Origin of the sequence: Flavobacterium sp. WC2421 (assembly GCF_040822115.1) — a bacterium.
GTDB lineage: Bacteria > Bacteroidota > Bacteroidia > Flavobacteriales > Flavobacteriaceae > Flavobacterium.
In genome coordinates, this window is record NZ_CP162004.1 from 1,738,410 (window position 1) to 1,759,474 (window position 21,065).

General features: G+C 33.3%; 14 protein-coding genes. 7 read left to right on the plus strand and 7 right to left on the minus strand.

What is annotated here, in order from left to right; genetic code table 11:
* Nucleotides 1-57: 57 nt before the first annotated feature.
* Nucleotides 58-1,065 carry a 3-oxoacyl-ACP synthase III family protein gene (locus AB3G33_RS07435; RefSeq protein ID WP_367773796.1) on the plus strand — a complete coding sequence of 336 codons (1,008 nt, stop codon included), beginning with the start codon at nucleotides 58-60 and terminating at the stop codon, nucleotides 1,063-1,065.
* A gap of 92 nt (nucleotides 1,066-1,157) precedes the next feature.
* Here the strand turns inward: AB3G33_RS07435 and AB3G33_RS07440 are convergent, their stop codons facing one another.
* Together AB3G33_RS07440 and AB3G33_RS07445 are read right to left on the minus strand one after the other, a co-directional pair.
* Nucleotides 1,158-3,578 (minus strand): TonB-dependent receptor, encoded by a 2,421-nt coding sequence (locus AB3G33_RS07440; RefSeq protein ID WP_367773798.1) that lies wholly within the window; start codon nucleotides 3,576-3,578, stop codon nucleotides 1,158-1,160.
* A gap of 211 nt (nucleotides 3,579-3,789) precedes the next feature.
* Entirely contained in the window at nucleotides 3,790-8,076 is a 4,287-nt protein-coding gene (locus AB3G33_RS07445) for a choice-of-anchor L domain-containing protein (RefSeq protein WP_367773801.1), read from the minus strand.
* A 244-nt stretch (nucleotides 8,077-8,320) separates the two neighbouring features.
* Between AB3G33_RS07445 and argS the strand changes: the two genes are divergently transcribed.
* The 4 genes from argS to AB3G33_RS07465 all read left to right on the plus strand — a co-directional run bounded on the left by argS (nucleotide 8,321) and on the right by AB3G33_RS07465 (nucleotide 13,185).
* Entirely contained in the window at nucleotides 8,321-10,099 is a 1,779-nt protein-coding gene (gene argS, locus AB3G33_RS07450) for an arginine--tRNA ligase (RefSeq protein WP_367773804.1), read from the plus strand.
* Nucleotides 10,100-10,331: 232 nt separating this feature from the next.
* Nucleotides 10,332-11,687, plus strand: a complete 1,356-nt coding sequence (ffh, locus tag AB3G33_RS07455; RefSeq protein WP_367773806.1) for a signal recognition particle protein — start codon at nucleotides 10,332-10,334, stop codon at nucleotides 11,685-11,687.
* A gap of 158 nt (nucleotides 11,688-11,845) precedes the next feature.
* Complete coding sequence (locus tag AB3G33_RS07460; protein WP_367757496.1) at nucleotides 11,846-12,733, plus strand: bifunctional 5,10-methylenetetrahydrofolate dehydrogenase/5,10-methenyltetrahydrofolate cyclohydrolase; 888 nt, start codon at nucleotides 11,846-11,848, stop codon at nucleotides 12,731-12,733.
* Nucleotides 12,734-12,777: 44 nt separating this feature from the next.
* The gene (locus AB3G33_RS07465; RefSeq protein ID WP_367773808.1) at nucleotides 12,778-13,185 is read left to right on the plus strand and encodes a DUF1801 domain-containing protein; all 408 of its coding nucleotides are present in this window, start codon (nucleotides 12,778-12,780) and stop codon (nucleotides 13,183-13,185) included.
* Nucleotides 13,186-13,293: 108 nt separating this feature from the next.
* Here AB3G33_RS07465 and rluF read toward each other — a convergent pair whose 3' ends face one another.
* The 4 genes from rluF to AB3G33_RS07485 all read right to left on the minus strand — a co-directional run bounded on the left by rluF (nucleotide 13,294) and on the right by AB3G33_RS07485 (nucleotide 16,968).
* On the minus strand, nucleotides 13,294-14,106 hold the full coding sequence (gene rluF, locus AB3G33_RS07470) for a 23S rRNA pseudouridine(2604) synthase RluF (RefSeq protein ID WP_367757500.1): 813 nt from the start codon (nucleotides 14,104-14,106) through the stop codon (nucleotides 13,294-13,296).
* A 95-nt stretch (nucleotides 14,107-14,201) separates the two neighbouring features.
* A complete protein-coding gene (locus AB3G33_RS07475; RefSeq protein WP_367773811.1) occupies nucleotides 14,202-15,050 on the minus strand; it encodes an alpha/beta fold hydrolase in 849 nt (282 codons plus the stop codon).
* Between the two features lie 39 nt (nucleotides 15,051-15,089).
* Nucleotides 15,090-15,869 carry a zinc ribbon domain-containing protein gene (locus AB3G33_RS07480; RefSeq protein ID WP_367757503.1) on the minus strand — a complete coding sequence of 260 codons (780 nt, stop codon included), beginning with the start codon at nucleotides 15,867-15,869 and terminating at the stop codon, nucleotides 15,090-15,092.
* A gap of 4 nt (nucleotides 15,870-15,873) precedes the next feature.
* Entirely contained in the window at nucleotides 15,874-16,968 is a 1,095-nt protein-coding gene (locus AB3G33_RS07485) for a Nif3-like dinuclear metal center hexameric protein (protein WP_367773813.1), read from the minus strand.
* 112 nt (nucleotides 16,969-17,080) lie between these two features.
* On the opposite strand from AB3G33_RS07485, the gene lpxK reads away from it, so the two are divergent.
* Together lpxK and AB3G33_RS07495 are read left to right on the plus strand one after the other, a co-directional pair.
* On the plus strand, nucleotides 17,081-18,106 hold the full coding sequence (gene lpxK / locus AB3G33_RS07490) for a tetraacyldisaccharide 4'-kinase (RefSeq protein ID WP_367773815.1): 1,026 nt from the start codon (nucleotides 17,081-17,083) through the stop codon (nucleotides 18,104-18,106).
* Complete coding sequence (locus AB3G33_RS07495; protein ID WP_367773817.1) at nucleotides 18,078-18,890, plus strand: purine-nucleoside phosphorylase; 813 nt, start codon at nucleotides 18,078-18,080, stop codon at nucleotides 18,888-18,890. Before lpxK ends, AB3G33_RS07495 begins: the two co-directional genes overlap by 29 nt.
* Here the strand turns inward: AB3G33_RS07495 and AB3G33_RS07500 are convergent.
* Nucleotides 18,877-21,060: an ATP-binding protein gene (locus tag AB3G33_RS07500; RefSeq protein ID WP_367773819.1), complete on the minus strand. Its 2,184-nt coding sequence runs from the start codon at nucleotides 21,058-21,060 to the stop codon at nucleotides 18,877-18,879. The genes AB3G33_RS07495 and AB3G33_RS07500 overlap by 14 nt on opposite strands.
* Between the last annotated feature and the right edge of the window lie 5 nt (nucleotides 21,061-21,065).

A 21,065-nucleotide genomic window follows, 5' to 3' on the forward strand; every position in this document is an offset into this window, starting at 1 on the left:
GAGCCAATATTTTAACGTATTTATAAATTTGCAACCTTATTTTAATAAAACAATAATATGTACCATTCAAAAATAGCAGGATTAGGATATTATGTTCCTTCCAATGTTGTCACTAATGATGATTTGGCAAAAATCATAGACACAAACGACGAATGGATTCAAGAAAGAACTGGAATTCAAGAAAGAAGACACATTATAAGAGGGGAAGATACGACAACTTCAATGGGTGTGAAAGCAGCTGAAATTGCTATTGAACGAGCAGGAGTTGCTAAAGAGGATATCGATTTTGTGGTTTTTGCCACTTTAAGTCCAGATTATTATTTTCCTGGTCCAGGAGTTTTAGTTCAGCGTGATTTAGGTTTACGAACTGTGGGAGCACTTGATGTAAGAAATCAATGTTCAGGATTTTTGTATGCTTTATCAGTTGCGGATCAATACATCAAAACAGGAATGTATAAGAATGTTTTGGTTATAGGATCTGAGGTGCATTCTACAGGTTTAGATATGACATCGCGTGGACGTGGTGTTTCGGTTATTTTTGGGGATGGAGCAGGAGCCGCAGTTTTAAGCAGAGAAGAAGATTTAACCAAAGGGATTCTTTCTACCCATCTACATTCAGAAGGGCAACATGCTGAAGAACTTATTGTAAAAGCACCCGGAATGGGTGGGCGTTGGGTTACAGACATCTTAGCAGATAATGATCCAGACGATGAAAGTTATTTCCCTTATATGAATGGACAATTTGTATTTAAAAATGCAGTAGTTCGTTTTAGTGAAGTAATCAATGAAGGGCTGGAAGCGAATAACCTTCAAGTATCAGATATTGATATGCTAATACCACATCAAGCTAATTTGAGAATTTCTCAGTTTATCCAAAAGAAATTTGGATTGAATGATGATCAAGTTTTTAATAATATTCAAAAATATGGTAATACAACCGCTGCTTCTATTCCAATTGCGCTCACAGAAGCTTGGGAATTAGGGAAAATTAAATCTGGTGACACGGTAGTTTTGGCTGCTTTTGGTAGTGGATTTACTTGGGCTAGTGCTATTATAAAATGGTAAGAAATTTATAGTTGCTATTGTTTTTAAATCAAAAAACCCAGAGTTGGCAAACTCTGGGTTTTTCTTTTGGAACCTAACTATTAAAACTAATCTTATAAAAGGCCACCACCACCTTGGGTTTCATTGTTGTCCCTTTGTTTTCTTTGAATGGCTTTGTTTTTACCGCTTCCAAATCTATAATTGAATCCTAAATAAACCGATTGGCTTTCCCAGTTGAATTGCCCGTTAGATTTATAAGGGCGGTCACCTGCAAAAGCAAAATGCATGGAGTTAAAAACATCGCTGAATCGTGCACTGATTGTTCCACTTCCTTTTAAGATATTGTAACTACTTCCAACATCCATTTTCCACATGGCTTCTCTATTAAACTGTAAGCTCAAATCGCGTCCTCTGTACATTCCAAATAATTGGAAACGCAGGTCTTTAGTAGCTTTAAAAGTATTGTTGATGCGCGCATTAAATGTACTTGCATTGACTTCAACAAATTCATAAACACCAGGAGTACTCTCAATAGTTCCTTTTACTTTTTTCTGATACGCATCAACACTTACATTAGCGCTCCACCATTTTTTAAAATCTAAATTACCCGAAACTTCAACTCCATACGCATTGTTGTTGTTGAAATTATCATAAGATAAGATTTGCTTGTTTGGGTTATCCGGATTAGTATAGATAACTCTTGTGATTTCATCTTCAATTCTTCTATAGAAAACACCTGAAGTAATAGATCCTATTTTAGTTTTTCTAGTATAATTTATTTCATACGAGTTCGTAAACTGCGGAATAAGATTTGGATTTCCTTGAGAATCTAATGTTGCAGTACTCCATTCTCTAATAGGGTTGACTTGTCCGATGCTTGGACGATCCACTCTTCTTGAAAAACTAAGGTTAAATGAGTTGTTATCACTTGGCGTATAAGTCAAGAATGTAGAAGGATAAACGTTTAATAAGTCATCTTTAAAGGCACCATCTGCTTTAGATACTTCTTTAAATAGGGCATCAACATTGTATTTTTCTACACGCGCTCCAGCTTGAAAACTCCATTTTTTCCATTGTTTACCTAAAGTGGCATAGGCCGAAGATATTTTTCTGTCGTAACTAAAATTTGAATTTGGATTACTGTCTCTAAGCAAACTATTATCGGTTGTTTCGTTTCTATGCTCTAAACCCAATTCTAATTTTATAGTCTCCGTAAGAGGGTTTACATAATCAAGATTGATAATAGTATTTTTGCCAATAGTTTCTACATCATTTGTGTAAGAACTAGTCAACGCTCGCGTGTCTCTGTTGTAATTAGAATAAACGGCATTTTCTGGCTCATTATTTTTATTGTAATTCATCTCTAATTCTAAACTGTGTCCTTCCTTTTTAAATTTTACTTTATAATCGAAATTGTAAGTTTGAGAACGTTCCTTATTTTTATTATCGAAAAGTTGAATTACATCTACATTTGTCGCATTGTTTGTATAATCTACATCTGTGCTTGCGTTACCACTTCCTTTAAAGAAACTTTGATTGGTGTAGAATGACAACGTGTTTTTATCATTAATATTGAAATCAAAACCCACTTTTGCTAAATGAGAAGTGTTATTGTTTATGAATGTAAAAAGCTGATCGTTTTCTTTATTAACTTCTTTGCTTTTTATAAATCCATGATTGGATCGTTTTCCTGTGTTTAAACCATAATTTCCATAAAAATTAAATTTTCCACTTCTATAATTTAAATCGATTGATGAATTTAGTTTGGGCGTTTTTCCAAAAGTAACTCCATTATTAATGCTACCATTAAAACCAATTTTACTGTTTTTATTTAAAACAATATTAATAATTCCGCTCATTCCTTCTGGATTGTATTTTGCAGATGGATTAGTGATTAATTCAATTTGCTTAATCGATGAGGAAGGGATTTGTTGCAATAATTGTGAAGCCTCTATATTAGATGGTTTTCCATCAATTAAAACACGAACATTAGAGTTTCCTCTTAAACTAATCGCATTGGTTTGTGGGTCAACACTAACCGATGGAATATTATTCATTATTTCCCCCGCTGTTGCTCCAGCAGAGATTAAATCTTTCCCAACATTAATGATTTTTCGATCTATTTTTTGTTCAATAGTAGATTTCTCACTAACAATATCAACTCCTTTTAATTCTATTGCATCTTCTTCTATTGCAATTGTATTTAGATTTATGTTTTTATTTTCGGAAGATAATTCAATTGATTTTACAACCGTTTTATATCCAATAAACTGAAATTCGACAGTGTATTTTTTTAAATCTAGATTTTTGATAATGAAAATACCTTTGTCTGAAGTGATTCCTCCAGTTACGAATTTGTCAGCTTCTTTAACAATAACATTTACATAGGGTAATGGTTCATTGGTTTTCTTGTCAATAACTTTTCCGGTTACACTTCCTGTGTTTTCGAGAAGATTGGGTTTGACTGAGTTTTGTGCTTGCATCGAAACGATAGTTCCGAATAGGCAGACTAAAATTAATTGTACTGTTTTCATGATTGATTATTTTGATTGATGATGCAAAGGTAATTATTTTTTATATAATATGTATTACATAGTACTATTTTATGCAAAAATATATTTATTAAAAATTGATGATTTACATAGTAGACTATGAAGCATTCACTTTGTTACAAAAAATCAATATTTTGTTTAAAAAAAAATGACTTTCAAAATTAGAAAGTCATTTTTATACTATGAAGTGTATTTACCTTTTTAAAGAAAAATGGGATTTGTATTCTTTTGTGGTATTGTTTTCTGTGTAGAATATAGTAAACCAGTAATCATCTGCAGGAAGGGAATACCCATTATAGTTTCCGTCCCAACCCGTTCCATTAGGAGAAAGTTCTTTGAGTAGTTTGCCGTACCTATCGAAAATATATAGTTTGATATTTTCTTGATTTGGCATTTCGGTTACATTCCAAGTGTCATTATATCCATCTCCATTTGGTGTGAAAAACTTAGGAGCATTTATCATTTTTAGACTAATCGGATTAGTAGATCCACAACCATTTGCATCGCTGACACTAATTTCATGAATTCCAGAACTAACATTTGTAAAAGTATTGCTACTTTGTGGAGTATTTCCATCTAAAGAATAAAGAAAATTAGCTCCATTTCCTATACTTGTCACTGCATTTACTGTAATGGTCTGGTTATCTGTAAACCAGCCATCAGTAGTAAACGTGATGGAACTTGGTGGAGCTGATTCGATAACAGCAAATGGAATTATATCTGAGGTGCAACCAAATATGGACAAATCAGTTACAGTTAGTGTGTAGTTTCCAGGCTGACTTGTTGAAAAATCAGAGGCGGTACCTACTAAAATGCCATTTTCTTCTTTCCATTCAAATGAATATCGAGGGGCAGTATATCCACTAGTGATATAAGCATTGGTTAACGTTCCTGTGGCAAAGTCATGGCAAATTGCTGGAACGCTAAGTATTGGGTTTGGTTTATCAGTGATTGTGATCTCCATTGGTTTTTCATCAGAGCAAATTACAGTTGACGAATTTCCTACTTCAGCATAGGCATATATTGTAGATGAAGTTGTTATTACATCACCAGGGTATTTTTCTGTATTAGTAGTATTAGCAGGGCCACCAGATTGTGTGAAGTATTTACTAATGGGAGCAATAAAGTTGGGTAATGTATACGATTCACATCTTGTTACCGCTGCAATAGGTGCAATTATGGGGCTGTTGTAAATGGTTATTGTAAAATCATCTTGATCAGAACAGGCAACTCGAGTATTGTCTTCTGCATAGACATATAGTTTTGTAGTTGTAGTAATAGGTGAATAGGGAGGACTTAGTTTTGTTCCAGCTCCTTGTGGACCATTTGCATCGGTATAATAATCGCCAAGACCTACAATTGCTGGTAAAATATAATTATTACAGGCATATTGATCTGAAATTTTATTTACTAAGGTGATTAATGCTGAAATACTATATTCAGCAGTACAAGTGTTAGGTGCAGTAGCAGCTGCATAAACATATATAGTTTTGGATGAGCTAAGTATATATCCAGGAGGTAATATTGGATTTGTAGGAGAAGGACCTCCAGGGAATTCATAATATTCTCCATTAGCTAAATCATCAAGGACATAGTTTTGCCCACATTTTATAACCTCAATTGGTCTAGCATCTATTAAGGGAGATGGGTTCACAGTAATTAAGAATTTTTCTTCAACATAGCACGAGCCAGATGCAGCTTTATCATAAAAATACATAGTTTGTGTTTTGGTTACCGGAAATCCAACGGGGCGCATATTTCCAGTACCTAGAGGTTTAGTAAAATAATTTCCCGAATGTGCCACTGGAGGTAAATAATACACATCACATTGTGGGGTAGTGTCACTAAATATTGGCAGCGGTGCTATGCTTACATTTACCGTGAACTGTAAATTGTCAGTGCAGCTTTCTCCAGTTACATAATACCAAAGTGTAGTTGTTGTATTTATTGAAGTACCGGCCGGAACAACTGATCCTCCGCCTCCAGCCGCAGTTCTATATTCACCAACAATTAATGGAGGCAAAATATAAGCCGAACAAGAATTTACATCAGATGGAGGATTAATATCTGAAATACCGATATATACAGTAAATGTTTTTTCGGAAGTACAGTTAGTTGGTGCCGTTCCTGTTTCTTTGTAAACATAAATAGGAGTAGTTGCAATTATAATTGTTCCAGCTGGAATAATAGGCAGTCCTTTATTAGGTCCTGAATAATAAATACCACCATTAACATCAGCAGGCATGATGTAGGAACTACAGCCAAATTGATTTTCATAATCTGGTAAAGCAGTAAACGGAATTATTGTTATTGAGAAAGGTTTTTCTTGATTGCAGGCGGGTGACACGGTAGTATCTTGAAACCAAACATAAATGGTATTTAAGCCTGCTGCATTTATTATTGTTCCCGATGCTAACTCAGTGTTCCCTGGAGTTGTAGTACCTCCACTTTGAGTATAGTATTTTCCGTAAGCTAAATTGGGAAGTTTGTATGCGGTACAATAGGTTGATGAAGCGGGTGTTATTGTTCCCAAGTTTGCTATAGTAACTTTAAAAGAATCTTGATTTGTACAGATTCCAGATTGATTGAATACATATAAAGTAGTTGTGGTAGAAATTTTGTCTCCTGCAAAAAGCTGCGTTCCTGTCCCATTTAATCCTGTCCAATATTGTGCTCCTGTTTCTGTTAACGTAGGTAAAGTATAGGAAGTACATACAAATACATCTTTTAAAACGTCTACTTGAGGTAGGGGAGTAACAGTAAGTTGAAAGCTTGTTACAACAAAGCAATTGTTACTAGAAATATTTTGTAATCGGACCCACAATGTAGTACTAGAATACAATAATATGTTGCTTGAATTTGGAATTATAGTATTAGAATTATTGGTAGCTCCTGCTAAAGAAGAGTGAAATGTTAGGATGGTATATAAAGGGTTTTGAGCACCCATTATTGCTGCTTTTGCTGCTGATAAGTTAAAGCTTGCTTTCGGCGTAGCATCCGTATTATTTCTTGCGCATAGTGCTATATCACTGGGTGTAGATGAAATGATTGGACTTGCCACAATCATTAATTGAAAAGATCGTATTTCGTAACATAAAGTAGATGGATTTTGAATTCGAACATAAATTGTTTTTCCGTTTTCAGAATTTAAAATGGTATAAGGGCTTGAAATTGGAGAATTATTTGAAATGGCATCGGCATTAGTTAGGTGATATGAAATAACAGTTCCTGCAGGTAAATCATCTACAATTCCTGCTGCATTAGTGGCTTGATCATTACCGGCTAATATAATTGTAGTATTTTTTGTTAAATCAAAGTCATAAGAAGACGCTCCAGTATTGCAATTGTAAATATTAGGAACTGTATTTATTACTCCAATTGCAGGGTAAATTTCGACACTTATTTCATCAGTGACTTCAGTACATCCAGGTTCCGTATAGGAGACGCTATAATTATGAATTCCAGAACTTATTAATGGGAGAATAGTATTCAGGTCTAAAGTCGTACCCGTTTGTGGAGGAGAAAAGTCAACTCCTTCTTTTTTCCATACAATTGTAGTTCCGGGACTTAAACCTGATGCGGATAAGGTGGGTAATGTATTTCCAGGACAAATTGCTCTATTGTTTGCTGCCGTATAATCAAGCCCCAAAACATTTTGTCCAATATTAAAACTATTGGCTTTTAAAAATATTGCCGAATCATAACCTGTATTATTCCCTCCATCAGCAATAACTAGTTTGATATGATAAACATGATTGGTGTTTAGCCCTGTTGCTGATGCAACCATGGGTATTGTTTGTCCGTTGAAATTAATTGCAGGACCAAAACCACTACCGTTAAAAGTGCCAAAATAACTAGGATTAGCTGATGGGCAATTAGAATTGTAAGTAGCATCTCGAATTGTAGCAACTGAAACTGGAATACTAGTACCAGGAATTACGGCTAAATTCACATTGGGTCCACCAGCAGTAACATCTTTTAATAGAAAAGCAAAGGCGTCCGAAAAACTACATTGTGAAGTTCCATATTCTTCAGAAGCAAATAGAAAGGAGAAATCAAAATTTGGTGTTTTGGGTTGAAAATCAAATTCAATATAACTAGCATTAATCGAGTTAATTGTTATTCCTGATTGTGATAGTAAATTCGCTTCTAAATCACTATCGCCAGTCCATGCCATAGTACCATCGCTTAAAATAGTAGTATTGGGACTCGGAGTTTGTGTTACATCGCCAGTCGTTAAAACCACACCGTTGGTAAAAGGGAAATTTGGATTGCTATTTTCAAAGTAGCCAATACTATTTGTAGCACCGTAAAAGGAGCCCGACTTATAATTTATATTTGTTGCAGACACACAAGGGGAATTAATTAATACTTGGTTGATCAATTGATCCGTGGTGTACGTGGTTGTATTAATTGTAACTGATTGTGAAAAACAAACTGCCTGAAATAATAATAAAAATAGCAGTTGAGTTTTTTTCATAATACTAATTATTAATTGAATTTTTTAAATCTACAATAAACCGTTACAATACAAATAAATGCGACGTAATGATATTGTTAAATATTTATATAGTAGTATTCTTACTATTATTACTATTTTTTAATAAATAAGTCCTTGTTTAGAATATAAAGTTAAGGAATTCTATAATGGGTTTCAATATTAATTTTCTAAATGATTTTTCTAATTAAATACTATCTTTGCAAGTTCATAACAAACATATAAAATGACATTATCACAAATTCTTACGCCTTCTATAGAAAAAGCAATTCTCGCTTTATTTGACATTACAATTGACAAAGTTGAATTTCAAACTACTCGGAAGGAATTTGAAGGAGATATTACCATGGTTATTTTTCCATTATTAAAAGTGGTAAAAAGCAATCCTGTAGAATTAGGAAATAAAATTGGTAACTATTTAGTTGAAAACGTAAGTGATGTAAGTCGTTTTAATGTAGTCTCAGGATTTTTAAATATTGTTATTTCGGATGAATATTACCTGAATTTCTTTAATGAAATTAAAGACAATGAAAAATTTGGTTTCGTCACTCCAAATCCAGATGAAAAAGCGGTAATGGTAGAATATTCTTCTCCAAACACTAATAAGCCTTTGCATTTAGGTCATGTTCGTAATAATTTATTAGGATATTCTGTTGCTGAAATTATTAAAGCCTCAGGTAAAAAAGTTTATAAAACTCAAATTATCAACGATAGAGGAATTCATATTTGTAAATCGATGCTGGCTTGGCAGAAATTTGGAAATGGAGAAACTCCTGAATCTACAGGCCAAAAAGGAGATAAACTAGTTGGTAATTATTATGTAGCTTTTGATAAAGCATACAAAGTAGAAATAGCTCAATTAATGAGCGAGGGAAAAACAGAAGACGAAGCCAAGAAGCAGTCGCCAATTATTCTAGAAGCACAAGAAATGCTTTTAAAATGGGAAGCGGGTGACGAAGCAGTGATTTCACTTTGGAAAAAAATGAATCAATGGGTTTATGATGGTTTTGCTATTACTTATAAAAATCTAGGAGTCGATTTTGATTGTTTTTATTATGAAAGCAATACCTATTTATTAGGGAAAGATGTCGTACAAATTGGATTAGAGAAAGGCGTATTCGAAAAAGATCCCGATGGTTCTGTTTGGATTGATTTGACTGATGAAGGTTTAGACCGTAAAATTGTTCTTCGTTCAGATGGAACAGCAGTATATATGACGCAAGATATTGGTACTGCGATTCAACGTGTAAAGGACTACCCAGATGTAGGTGGGATGGTCTATACTGTAGGGAATGAACAAGATTATCATTTCAAAGTGTTGTTTCTTATCTTGAAAAAACTAGGTTTTGACTGGTCAAAAAATCTTTTCCACTTGTCTTACGGAATGGTTGATTTGCCTTCTGGTAAAATGAAAAGCCGCGAAGGAACTGTAGTTGATGCTGATGATTTGATGAATGAAATGACCACTACAGCTCAAAAAATCGCCGAAGACCTTGGGAAATTAGACAGCTATTCACCTGAAGAAAAAACCAATTTATACAATACAATTGGTCTTGGTGCATTGAAATATTATATTTTAAAAGTAGATCCTAAAAAACGAATCCTTTTTAATCCTGAAGAATCAGTTGATTTTGCAGGTAATACAGGTCCGTTTATTCAATATACGTACGCTAGAATTCAATCAATAATTCGCAAAGCAAATTTTGATTTTTCTAATAAATCCGAAGCAGTTTCCCTTCACGAAAAAGAAAAGGAATTGTTGAAACAACTGGAATTGTTTCCAGAGGTAATTCAAAATGCGGCTCATAATCACAGTCCAGCTTTATTGGCAAATTATACTTATGATTTGGTGCGTGAATACAATTCATTCTATCAAGCAGTTCCTATTTTAGGTGAAGAAGAATTGAGTAAAAAAACATTCCGAGTACAATTGTCTAAAAAAGTAGCCGATACCATTGCTGCTTCTTTTAGATTGTTAGGAATTAATGTTCCTGAGAGAATGTAACTATATTGGGGCGTTACCCTGAAGAAGAAAAATCTTCAGGGTCGGGCTATCCGTTATAATCTCCCGCAAAAAATCGGGAGGATTTTCACTTCTATCCCTAACGCAAAACCAAAAACTGCAAAGAAAAAATCAGTATTTCAAAAGAACTATTTTCCTTTGTTCCTTTGTGTCTCAGAACCTTTGTACCTTTCTAACTTTATATTATATTTGCAATTCCTAAAACAACAATGACATGTTCGATAATTTAAGCGATAAACTAGATAAAGCCTTTCATATATTAAAAGGGCACGGAAAAATCACCGAAGTAAACGTAGCCGAAACTTTAAAAGAAGTGCGTCGTGCTTTACTTGATGCCGATGTGAATTTTAAAATTGCCAAAGATTTTACTACAAGAGTAAAAGAAAAAGCACTTGGACAAGACGTTTTAACGACTTTACAGCCAGGACAGTTATTGGTAAAATTAGTTAAGGACGAGTTAACTGAATTAATGGGTGGAGATGTTGCTGGAATTAATCTTTCAGGAACACCTACAGTAATTTTAATGTCAGGTTTGCAAGGTTCTGGTAAAACTACTTTTTCTGGAAAACTAGCTAATTATTTATTGACAAAAAAGAATAAAAAACCACTTTTGGTTGCTTGTGATATTTACCGTCCTGCGGCGATCCAGCAATTATATGTAGTGGGAGATTCTATAGGTGTTGAGGTATACTCAGAGCCAGAAAATAAAAACCCAGTTGAAATTGCTCAAAATGCAATCAAGCATGCAAAAGCAAATGGTTTCAATGTAGTAATTGTCGATACAGCAGGTCGTCTTGCTGTTGACAAAGAGATGATGGACGAGATTGCTCGTGTTCATAAAGCAATTCAGCCACAGGAAACTTTATTTGTTGTGGATGCCATGACTGGTCAAGATGCTGTGAATACTGCAAAAGCATTCAACGATATCTTAAATTTTGATGGTGTAATCTTGACTAAATTAGATGGAGATACACGTGGTGGAGCTGCACTTTCTATTAAAACTGTTGTCAATAAACCAATCAAGTTTGTAGGAACAGGAGAAAAAATGGATGCTATTGATGTATTCTATCCAGTTCGTATGGCGGAGCGTATCTTAGGGATGGGAGATGTTGTGTCTTTGGTGGAGAGAGCGCAAGAACAATTTGACGAAGAAGAAGCTAGAAAAATCCAAAAGAAAATTGCTAAAAATGAATTTGGTTTTGATGATTTCTTATCTCAAATTCAGCAAGTAAAGAAAATGGGTAATATGAAGGATTTGGTAGGAATGATACCAGGTGCTTCAAAAGCGATGAAAGATGTAGAAATTGAAGATGATGCATTCAAGCATATTGAAGCAATTATTCATTCAATGACTCCTGCTGAAAGAAGCAAACCAGCTCTTATAGACGTGAAAAGGAAAGCTAGAATATCCAAAGGTTCAGGGACAAAAATTGAGCAAGTAAATCAATTGATGAAACAATTTGAGCAAATGAGCAAGATGATGAAAATGATGCAAGGTCCAGGAGGAAAAAATCTTATGAAAATGATGGGTGGGATGAAAGGCGGAATGCCTGGCGGAATGCAAAGATAAATTAAGACTTAGGTTTGAAATTTCAAGGTATTGAAGTTTTAAACCTTTTTTAATAGTGTAAACAAGCAGTAAAACAAAACTATTTTTTAAGGTTTTAAATTAAAGGCGATCCGAGAAACTTTAAATTGTAAACTTTAAACTTTTTAAACTAAATTAAAATGCAACTACTAGACGGAAAGAAAACAGCAGAAGATATTAAAAGCGAAATCGCTGCCGAAGTACAAAAGATAAAAAACAATGGAGGCAAAGTACCGCATCTAGCAGCAGTTATAGTTGGTAATGATGGGGCTAGTTTAACTTATGTTGGTAGTAAAGTGCGTTCATGTCAGCAAATTGGTTTTGACTCTACTTTAGTAAGTTTGCCAGAAACTACTACAGAGGCTGAATTGTTAGAAAAAATAAAAGAATTGAATGCCGATGACGATTTAGACGGATACATCGTTCAATTGCCTTTGCCTAAACATATTGATGAGCAAAAGATTTTGATGGCAATAGATCCTAATAAAGATGTGGATGGTTTTCATCCTGCTAATTTTGGAAAAATGGCTTTGGAAATGGAAACGTTTTTACCGGCTACTCCATTCGGAATCATGCAATTATTAGAGCGTTATAAAGTAGAAACATCGGGGAAACATACTGTAGTTATTGGGCGTAGCCATATTGTGGGACGACCAATGAGTATTTTGATGAGTCGTAAAGGATATCCTGGTGATTCAACAGTAACATTGACTCACAGTAGAACTAAAAATATTGAAGAATTTACAAAAAACGCTGATATTATCATTACGGCATTAGGAGTTCCTAATTACTTAAAAGCGGATATGGTAAAAGAAGGTGTTGTAGTTATTGATGTTGGAATTACTAGAGTTGCAGATGCTTCACACCCTAAAGGATATGTAATCACGGGTGATGTCGATTTTGATGAGGTAAGTAAAAAATCTTCTTTCATCACTCCGGTTCCGGGAGGAGTAGGACCAATGACTATTGCCATGTTATTGAAAAATACGCTATTGGCAAGGGAAATGAAAATAGCTAGAAACAGTTAAAAAAACATACAGTCTATTCGCCGCGACGGATAGGCTTTTTTATTATGGGAAACCCACAAGGAATACAGTTTGGTTCTATTGATGAATTTCTAGATCAGCTACCAGAAGAGGAAATAGAAATTGTCCTTTTTCTACGTAAAATTATTTTAGAATGTATGCCAGATTTAAAAGAGAAATTGGCTTACAATGTCCCTTTTTATTATCGTCATTCTAGAATTTGTTATATATGGCCCGCTTCCGTTCCATGGGGAAAAGTAACTACTGGTGTTGCAATAGGTTTTTGTAAAGGTGATAATTTCTTAGATGAGACTTTTGCTACAGCAAAATTTGCTTCAAAATTGATTTTTACTTCTACTAAAGAAATTGATGTTGAATCATTGAAACAACAAATCTATGAGGCCGTTTTAATTGATGATAAAATCGTTAAAGCAAGAAGGAGGAGAATTCAGTAAAACAATTTCGAAAATAAATTAAAAACAAATTTCACTAATTTACACAAAACAATTCGTGTAAATTAGTGAAATTTGTGTTTTTTCTTTAAGTGTATATTTTTTTTAAAACTAATAATCCCCTCTTTTCTTAAATCTAGGATCGTCTCTTTTGATAAATTCTGTTCGTCTTTTAGCAGGTTCTGCTTTTGGTAAACTTGCTTCTTCTGTTTTACTAGAAGGCTCAATAAGCTCATTTAATTCTTTTATTTCGGCATCGGTTAAATCGCGGTATCTTCCTACTTGTACATCTAGGGAAATATTAATAATTCGGATGCGTTTTAATGCTGTTACATCATACCCTAAATATTCGGTCATTCTACGGATTTGACGATTTAATCCTTGGGTAAGTATAATTTTAAAAATGTATTTACTGATTTGCTCTACTTTACATTTTCGGGTAACTGTGTCTAAAATGGGTACTCCATTTCCCATTCTTTCAATAAATCGATCGGTGATAGGTTTGTTTACGGTTACCGTATATTCTTTTTCGTGATTGTTTCTAGCGCGAAGTATTTTGTTTACAATATCACCATCATTAGTCATGAAAATCAATCCTTCACTGGCTTTATCTAGTCGGCCAATAGGGAAAATACGTTTAGGATAATTGATGTAATCCACAATATTATTGCGAACGTCTAGGTTTGTAGTACATTCAATTCCTACAGGTTTATAGAAAGCAAGATAAACCGGTTTTTCATTTCTTTCACGGATGAGTTTGCCGTCTATACGCACTTCGTCATCGGGGGAAACTTTTGTTCCTAGCTCAGGGACAACTCCATTGATGGTTACACGACCTTCTTCAATTATTTTGTCTGCCTCACGACGGGAGCAATAACCGGTTTCTCCGATGAATTTGTTGAGGCGTTTTAGATTTTCTTCCATAGTGCAAAAGTAACACTAAATTGTGTAATCGTTTATCTGGTAGTTTGTTTATTTGCTTAAGTTGATAAAAAGAGTCGGAAAGGGATCGTGTGGGACTATTTAGATTCGAATAAAAATTCCGAAACTTTTTTGTATAATTCATCACCATGTAAGCTATGCCCCAAACCATTTGTTTCAATAAAAATGGAATCTTTCCAAGTACTGGCAATTTTTTTTCCTTCTTCAAATAAAACAACCGTATCCTCAGTATCGTGAGCAATGAGTCCTTTGGTCTTTATTTTAGATGCAAATATTTTTCCAGAGAAATGTTCTAGCTGAAGTTTGAAATGGTCTAAATAATGTGTTTCTAGACCTTTAGAAATGGTAGAGTTCAAGCTAAGCATCTTGATATAGTTATTGAGAATAATTTTAAAATCGCTAGGCGCTCCTAAAATCACCATTTTTTCAATACTGTCATTTTGATATTTAGACTGATAATACAAACAAGTTTTTCCACCTAGAGAATGCCCAATAAGATACTGTGGTTTGAATTCTTGGACTACAATATCTATAAATGTGGCGTATTGAGGGATGTTGAATTCTTTTCCGCTAGACAATCCGTGGGCTGGACCATCTATTGCAATTATAGTACTTCCTGATTCTTTTAAATAAGGGAGCATTTTTTTCCAGCGTGAAGCATTACTTTCCCATCCATGTACTAGTAATATAATAGTGTCATTTCCCTTCCAAGTATAAGTTTGGAAATATTCATCGTTATGTTTAAACGTTCTGCTTTCGGTTTCGCGAAGGATTTTGGGAAGTTTTGATTTGGTTAACCTGCCTTCTCTGGGTTCACTAAAAAGAGAGTAGGCTAATTGTGTGGCTTTATCAGGAGATACAAAACTTAAAAAATTAATGTATAATCCGATAGACTTTGTAAAAAGGAAGTAGAGTGTTTTTTTCATAATAAAAAAGTCCCGATGTGAATCGGGACTTAAATATAATTAAAATTTAGAAAATAACTTTTCCATTTTCTCTTTTTCTTCGTCGGCTAATAAACTGTCGACTAATATTCTTCCTGAATGCTCATCAGTGATGATTTTTTTTCTTGAAGCTATCTCCACTTGAGTTTGTGGTGGGATAGTAAAGAATGAACCTGCCGAAGCTCCTCTTTCGATAGATACAACTGCTAAACCATTACGAACGCTAGTTCTAATTCTAGTGTAAGCTGCTAATAATCTTTCTTCGATAAGGTTTTGGTATTCACCAGATTTCTCTGTTAAAAATGCTTCTTCCTTAGCAGTTTCTGCCATGATAGCATCTAACTCAGATTTTTTATGTTTCAAATGATTAGATTTTACTTCTAATCTTTCTTTTGACTGAGAGATTACTTCTTTCTTATGTTCGATCGAAGCTTTCATTTCTTTAATATGCTTTTCAGCTAATTGAATTTCAAGTTCTTGAAACTCAACTTCTTTTGTTAAAGAGTTAAATTCTCTGTTGTTACGAACAGTTTCTTGTTGTTTTGTGTACTTTTTAATGCTCTCTTTGTGCTCGTCAATTGCATTCTTTTTTGATTTGATAAGGTCCTCGATTACTTCAAGTTCGCTTTTCAATTTTTCAGAACGGGTGCTTAAACCAGCAACTTCATCTTCTAGATCTTCCACTTCAAGAGGAAGTTCACCTCTTACATTTCTAATTTCGTCAATTCTAGAGTCAATCAATTGTAAATCGTAAATTGCTCTTAACTTGTCCTCAACACTTAATTCTTTCGTATTCGCCATATTCTTATAAGTACTTAACTGGATTTGTATTTTCTTCAGATAAAATGATTGCAAAATTAAGGATTTTTTTCCGAAGAAAATCAACAATATAATTTTTTGTATAGCGTTCGCTCTCAAAATGTCCAATATCTGCCAAAAGTAGTCGATTTTCGGCTTCATAAAACTGATGATACTTCAAATCGGCCGTCAAAAATGCATCAGCTCCAGCTGAAATTGCATTTTTTATGGCATAACTGCCAGATCCTCCCAGTACAGCCACTTTTTTTATTGGCTTTCCTGTAAATGTAGAATGTCGAATTCCATCGGATAGCATTTTTTCTTTTACTAAATTTAAAAAATCTTTTTCATCCATGGGAACTTCAAATTCGGCAATCATTCCTAATCCGATGTTTTGATGTTTATTTTGAAGTTCATACACTTCATAAGCCACTTCTTCATATGCATGACTTTTAAAAAGGGCTTTTAAGATTTTTGATTCTAAATATTTTTCAAAAGTAACTTCAATTTTGATTTCCTCTCCTTCTACAAATTCAAAGCGTTCTCCTAATTGTGGATTGCTATGTTCATTGCCCATATAAGTACCAATCCCCTTAGAGTTGAAACTGCAATCTTCATAATTCCCTATTTGTCCTGCACCAGCATCAAAAAGTGCATTTCTCACTTTTTCGGCATTTTCTGGAATAGTGTAGGTGACTAGTTTACGAATGAAATTTTGTTTTGGAATTAAGATTTTGGAATTTTTCAACCCAAGGGCATCACAAAATATTTTATTTACGCCATCGGGATGGTTGTCTAAAGCAGTATGCACAGCATAAATGGCAATATCATTTTTTATCGCTTTGATCACAGTTCGTTCTACGTAATTTTTTCCAGTGATTTTTTTTAAACCGGAGAAAAGTATGGGATGAAAACAAACAACCAAATTGCATTTTTCAGCAATGGCTTCCTCAATTACATTTTCTAATGCGTCATGACAAACTAGAATTCCAGTAGCTTCGGTTTCTTGATTACCAACTAACAAACCCACATTGTCAAAATCTTCAGCATAGGCGAGTGGAGCCATTTCTTCCAGTACTAAAAGGATTTCTTTTATTTTCATGGTATTTGAGTTTAGCGTTTTCAGTTTGAATTTTGATGATTGACTCTCTTTAAACTTTAAACAAAAGAGACAAAATATTTATTTCAAAGATAATTTATTATACTTTCGTAAAATGAATTTACTGAGAAAAATACTCTTTCCTTTTGCCATTATATATGGTTTGATCACGAGTATTCGGAATTTTCTGTATGATAAAGGAGTTTTGAAATCCTACTCTTTTGATTTGCCCACTATTGTTGTAGGGAATCTAAGTGTTGGGGGAACCGGGAAAACACCACAGATAGAATATTTAATTCGGTTGCTTTCAGACTCTTATAAAGTAGCTACATTGAGTAGAGGCTATAAAAGAAAATCAGAAGGCTTTATTTTGGCCGACGCTTCTTCTAATGCGGAGATTTTAGGCGACGAACCTTTTCAATATTATCAAAAATTTAAAAATATTTTTGTTGCTGTTGATGCCAATCGTAAAAACGGAATAGAGCAATTACTTTTGCAAAAGCAAAAACCAGAAGTGATTTTATTAGATGATGCGTACCAACATCGTAAAGTAAAAGCAGGTTTTTATATTTTGCTAACCACTTATGGAGAATTATATTCGGATGATTTTATGCTTCCTACAGGAAATTTAAGAGAGAGTAGGAGTGGAGCTAAAAGGGCTAATATTGTTATTGTAACTAAGTGTTCAGTAGATCTTTCGCTTGACGAAAAACAAAGCATAAGAACTAATTTAAAACTGGAACCCAATCAAGAACTGTATTTTACAGGAGTTGAATATGATACTTTTGTGTATTCTAAAAATAAAAAAATAGTAGTAAGCGAAATTAAAGGTATTGACACTGTGCTATTGGCAGGAATTGCTAAGCCAAAACCATTTTTTAATTATTTGAAAGAGGAAAATACAGTATGTTTAACTTTTCCAGATCATCATCATTTTGCACCAAAAGATATTTTAGAAATTAAAAACTTATCTTTAAATAAAATCATTATTACTACCGAAAAGGATTATGTTAGATTAAAAGAAAGTATTCCTGAAGATAAGCTTTTCTATTTACCAATTAAAAGTAAGTTTCTAGGGGAAAGTGAAGCGTTTAAAAAAACAATACTAAATTATGTGGGAACAAGTTCAAGAAACAGTTAGTTATATAAATAATATTAATCATTTCAATCCAGAGTATGGAGTGATTTTGGGTTCAGGATTAGGGAGTTTTACAGACGATATTGTGGTTGAATTTACGCTACCTTATAATGAGATTCCAAATTTCCCTGTGTCCACAGTTCAAGGTCATAAAGGAGCATTGGTTTTTGGAACTATTGGAGACAAAAAAGTGGTCGCTATGCAAGGGCGTTTTCATTTTTATGAAGGCTACTCTATGAAAGAAGTCACTTTTCCAATTCGTGTTTTGAAGTTTTTGGGAATAAAAAAATTGATTGTTTCCAATGCTTCTGGTGGAGTAAATCCTAATTATAGAATTGGAGAAATTGTAATTATAAAAGACCATATAAATTTCACACCCGAACATCCTTTGCGCGGAGCAAATGACGAACGTTTTGGACCTCGATTTGTGAACATGAGTGAACCTTATTCTAGGAAAATGGTTGCTAAAGCCAAAGAGTTGGCTTTAAATTTAAATATTGAAGTGAAAGACGGAATTTATTTAGGACTACAAGGTCCTAGTTTTGAGACTTTGGCTGAATATAGAATGGTGAAAATTTTAGGTGCTGATTGTGTCGGAATGTCTACTGTTCCTGAAGTTATTGTAGCGCGTCACATGGATTTAGAAACCTTTGGGATATCAGTAATAACTGACATTGGTGATGAAGATAACATCGATAGTATATCACATGATGAAGTTTTAGAAGCGGCGCAAAATGCAGAACCTAATGTAAGAAAGTTAATTAGAGAATTGATTATGAAATACTAGACTTTGAAAGGTTGTTTGCTATTGAAGCATAGAACTCTTCAGGTACAAAAGGTTTTGTGATTACATCATTCATTCCATAAGATAAAAGCATTTCTCTGTTTTCATCTAGTGAAATTGCAGTTAAAGCTATTATAGGAAGTCTTTTGTTGAATTCTCTGATTTTTTGGGTTGCAATAGTTCCATTTATCCCAGGCAAATGGACATCCATTAAAACTAAATCATATTGATTGTTTTTTACGGATTCAATTGCATCCTCTCCATTGTCAATAATTTTACAAATAACGCCTTTGTATTCTAACATTTTTTGAGTGATCATTTGGTTGATTTTATTATCTTCAACTAATAATATGTTTTTATCTTTAAAAATAATGTCTTCGTACATTTTTTGCTTTTCAACAACTGGTAATTGTTGGTCATCTACTTTAAAGCTTAAGTCAAATGAAAATTTAGAACCTTTACCAAGTTCACTTTCTAGCTTTATTTGGCCACCTAAAATTTTTATTAATTTTTTTACAATGGTTAACCCTAAACCAGTACCACCATATTTACGATTTATCTCTACAGACCCTTGAGAGAAGCTTTCAAATACTGTTTTTTGCTTGTCTTTTGGTATTCCTATGCCCGTGTCAGTTATTTCAAATAATAAAGCAGCATTTTTGTTTTTCAATGCTGTCATTTTTGCATTTACATTTACCTTTCCATCTTTTGTGAATTTAAGTGCGTTATTGATTAAATTCATAAATATCTGTGATAATTTTGTTGGATCTCCAATCAAATTATCGGGAATGTTTGAATCAATTTCTAAGGTAAAGTCAATATTGTTGCTTTTAGCTAATCCTTTCAAAGAGTTTTTTATGTCTTCTAGTAAATTTTTAATATTGAAGTTGATATATTCAATTTCAACTTTGTTCGAATCAATTTTATTAATCTCTAATATTTCATTAATGAAGGTGGCTAGGTAATTCCCTGAAAATTTTAAAGAAGATAAATAATGCAATTGCGATTTTTTTGGGTTCTCTTCTAATAGTAAATGGGTAATTCCATTTATGGCATTCAAAGGAGTACGCAGTTCATGACTCACAGTAGATAAAAATTCAGATCTTGCTTTAGATGCTTTTTCTGTTTTCTCTTTTTCTATTAATAACTCATTATTTTTTTCCTTTAGTAATAAATTGGATTTATTACGGATAATATTGTTCTTATAAAGAGACAGGCTCAACAGGGATAAAATTGAGATTAATGAAATGGATAAAATATTTATCAGTTTAGAGAATTTATTGGTTTTAGCTTTCTCTAAATTTTGTTTGTTTATTTTTTCAATTTTCTTTAGTCGCTGCGTTTCTTTGAAATTTTCGTAATCGTCTATTCCAAGTTTTTCATTATTTAAAATTGCAATACTTTCTTTTAAATTTAAATGCTGTTTTAAATAGGCATAGGCATCACTCTTGTCCAACATTTTTTCGTAGACAGAACTTAAAGCTAGAAGTATATTCGATTTTTGTTCAAGATTATCTTGTTTTGAATTTAATTCTAATGCCTTATTGTAGTAAGTTAAGGCTAAATTGTTGCGATTATTTTCCTCTTCAATGAGTCCTATTTGATAAGAGGCTTCGGCTTTTGTATTTAAAAATGCAGGGTTGTCTGGTTTTGCAATTATGGTATTAAAAATTGAAGAGGCCATTTTTTTATTGCCTTTATTTTTAAAAATAATTCCTTTTTGAAGGTTTATAAGGTCGTCATAGCCGTTAATTTTTAATGCGTTATAAATAGATTGGGCTTTATTAAAACAAATTTCGGCTGCGCTATAATTTGATTTTCCAATATGAGAAAGTCCAAGATAATAATAAGTATTTGCGTAACTCAGGGTTGGTTTTGTAGTTTCAAATAAAGCGATGCTTTCTGAAAAAATCTCGATCGCATCATTGTACTTTTTTAAAGTATAGTAAATCTCCCCTAATTTAAATGTTTGATTTGCTTGGTCGATTATGCTACCACTCGTTTCGCTGAAATTTATTGCTTTTTGAGTATAAAAAAGGGCGTTTTTATATTTGTTGTTTTTTATATTTTCATGCGCTAAGTTTGTGTAAAACTCAATACTATCCTTACTCTCATTAGTTTGAGAGTATAGAAATGAATTAAAAAAAACGAGATAAACCAAAAAGTATTTCATTTAAA

Excerpts from the sequence above, each read along its gene's own strand:
- rluF (WP_367757500.1), bottom strand. The coding sequence starts at position 14,106 with ATGGAAGAAAATCTAAAACGCCTCAACAAATTCATCGGAGAAACCGGT.
- AB3G33_RS07495 (WP_367773817.1), top strand. The coding sequence starts at position 18,078 with ATGTGGGAACAAGTTCAAGAAACAGTTAGTTATATAAATAATATTAAT.
- AB3G33_RS07435 (WP_367773796.1), top strand. The coding sequence starts at position 58 with ATGTACCATTCAAAAATAGCAGGATTAGGATATTATGTTCCTTCCAAT.
- AB3G33_RS07475 (WP_367773811.1), bottom strand. The coding sequence starts at position 15,050 with ATGAAAAAAACACTCTACTTCCTTTTTACAAAGTCTATCGGATTATAC.
- AB3G33_RS07485 (WP_367773813.1), bottom strand. The coding sequence starts at position 16,968 with ATGAAAATAAAAGAAATCCTTTTAGTACTGGAAGAAATGGCTCCACTC.
- AB3G33_RS07460 (WP_367757496.1), top strand. The coding sequence starts at position 11,846 with ATGCAACTACTAGACGGAAAGAAAACAGCAGAAGATATTAAAAGCGAA.
- AB3G33_RS07465 (WP_367773808.1), top strand. The coding sequence starts at position 12,778 with ATGGGAAACCCACAAGGAATACAGTTTGGTTCTATTGATGAATTTCTA.
- argS (WP_367773804.1), top strand. The coding sequence starts at position 8,321 with ATGACATTATCACAAATTCTTACGCCTTCTATAGAAAAAGCAATTCTC.
- AB3G33_RS07480 (WP_367757503.1), bottom strand. The coding sequence starts at position 15,869 with ATGGCGAATACGAAAGAATTAAGTGTTGAGGACAAGTTAAGAGCAATT.
- lpxK (WP_367773815.1), top strand. The coding sequence starts at position 17,081 with ATGAATTTACTGAGAAAAATACTCTTTCCTTTTGCCATTATATATGGT.
- AB3G33_RS07500 (WP_367773819.1), bottom strand. The coding sequence starts at position 21,060 with ATGAAATACTTTTTGGTTTATCTCGTTTTTTTTAATTCATTTCTATAC.
- ffh (WP_367773806.1), top strand. The coding sequence starts at position 10,332 with ATGTTCGATAATTTAAGCGATAAACTAGATAAAGCCTTTCATATATTA.
- AB3G33_RS07445 (WP_367773801.1), bottom strand. The coding sequence starts at position 8,076 with ATGAAAAAAACTCAACTGCTATTTTTATTATTATTTCAGGCAGTTTGT.
- AB3G33_RS07440 (WP_367773798.1), bottom strand. The coding sequence starts at position 3,578 with ATGAAAACAGTACAATTAATTTTAGTCTGCCTATTCGGAACTATCGTT.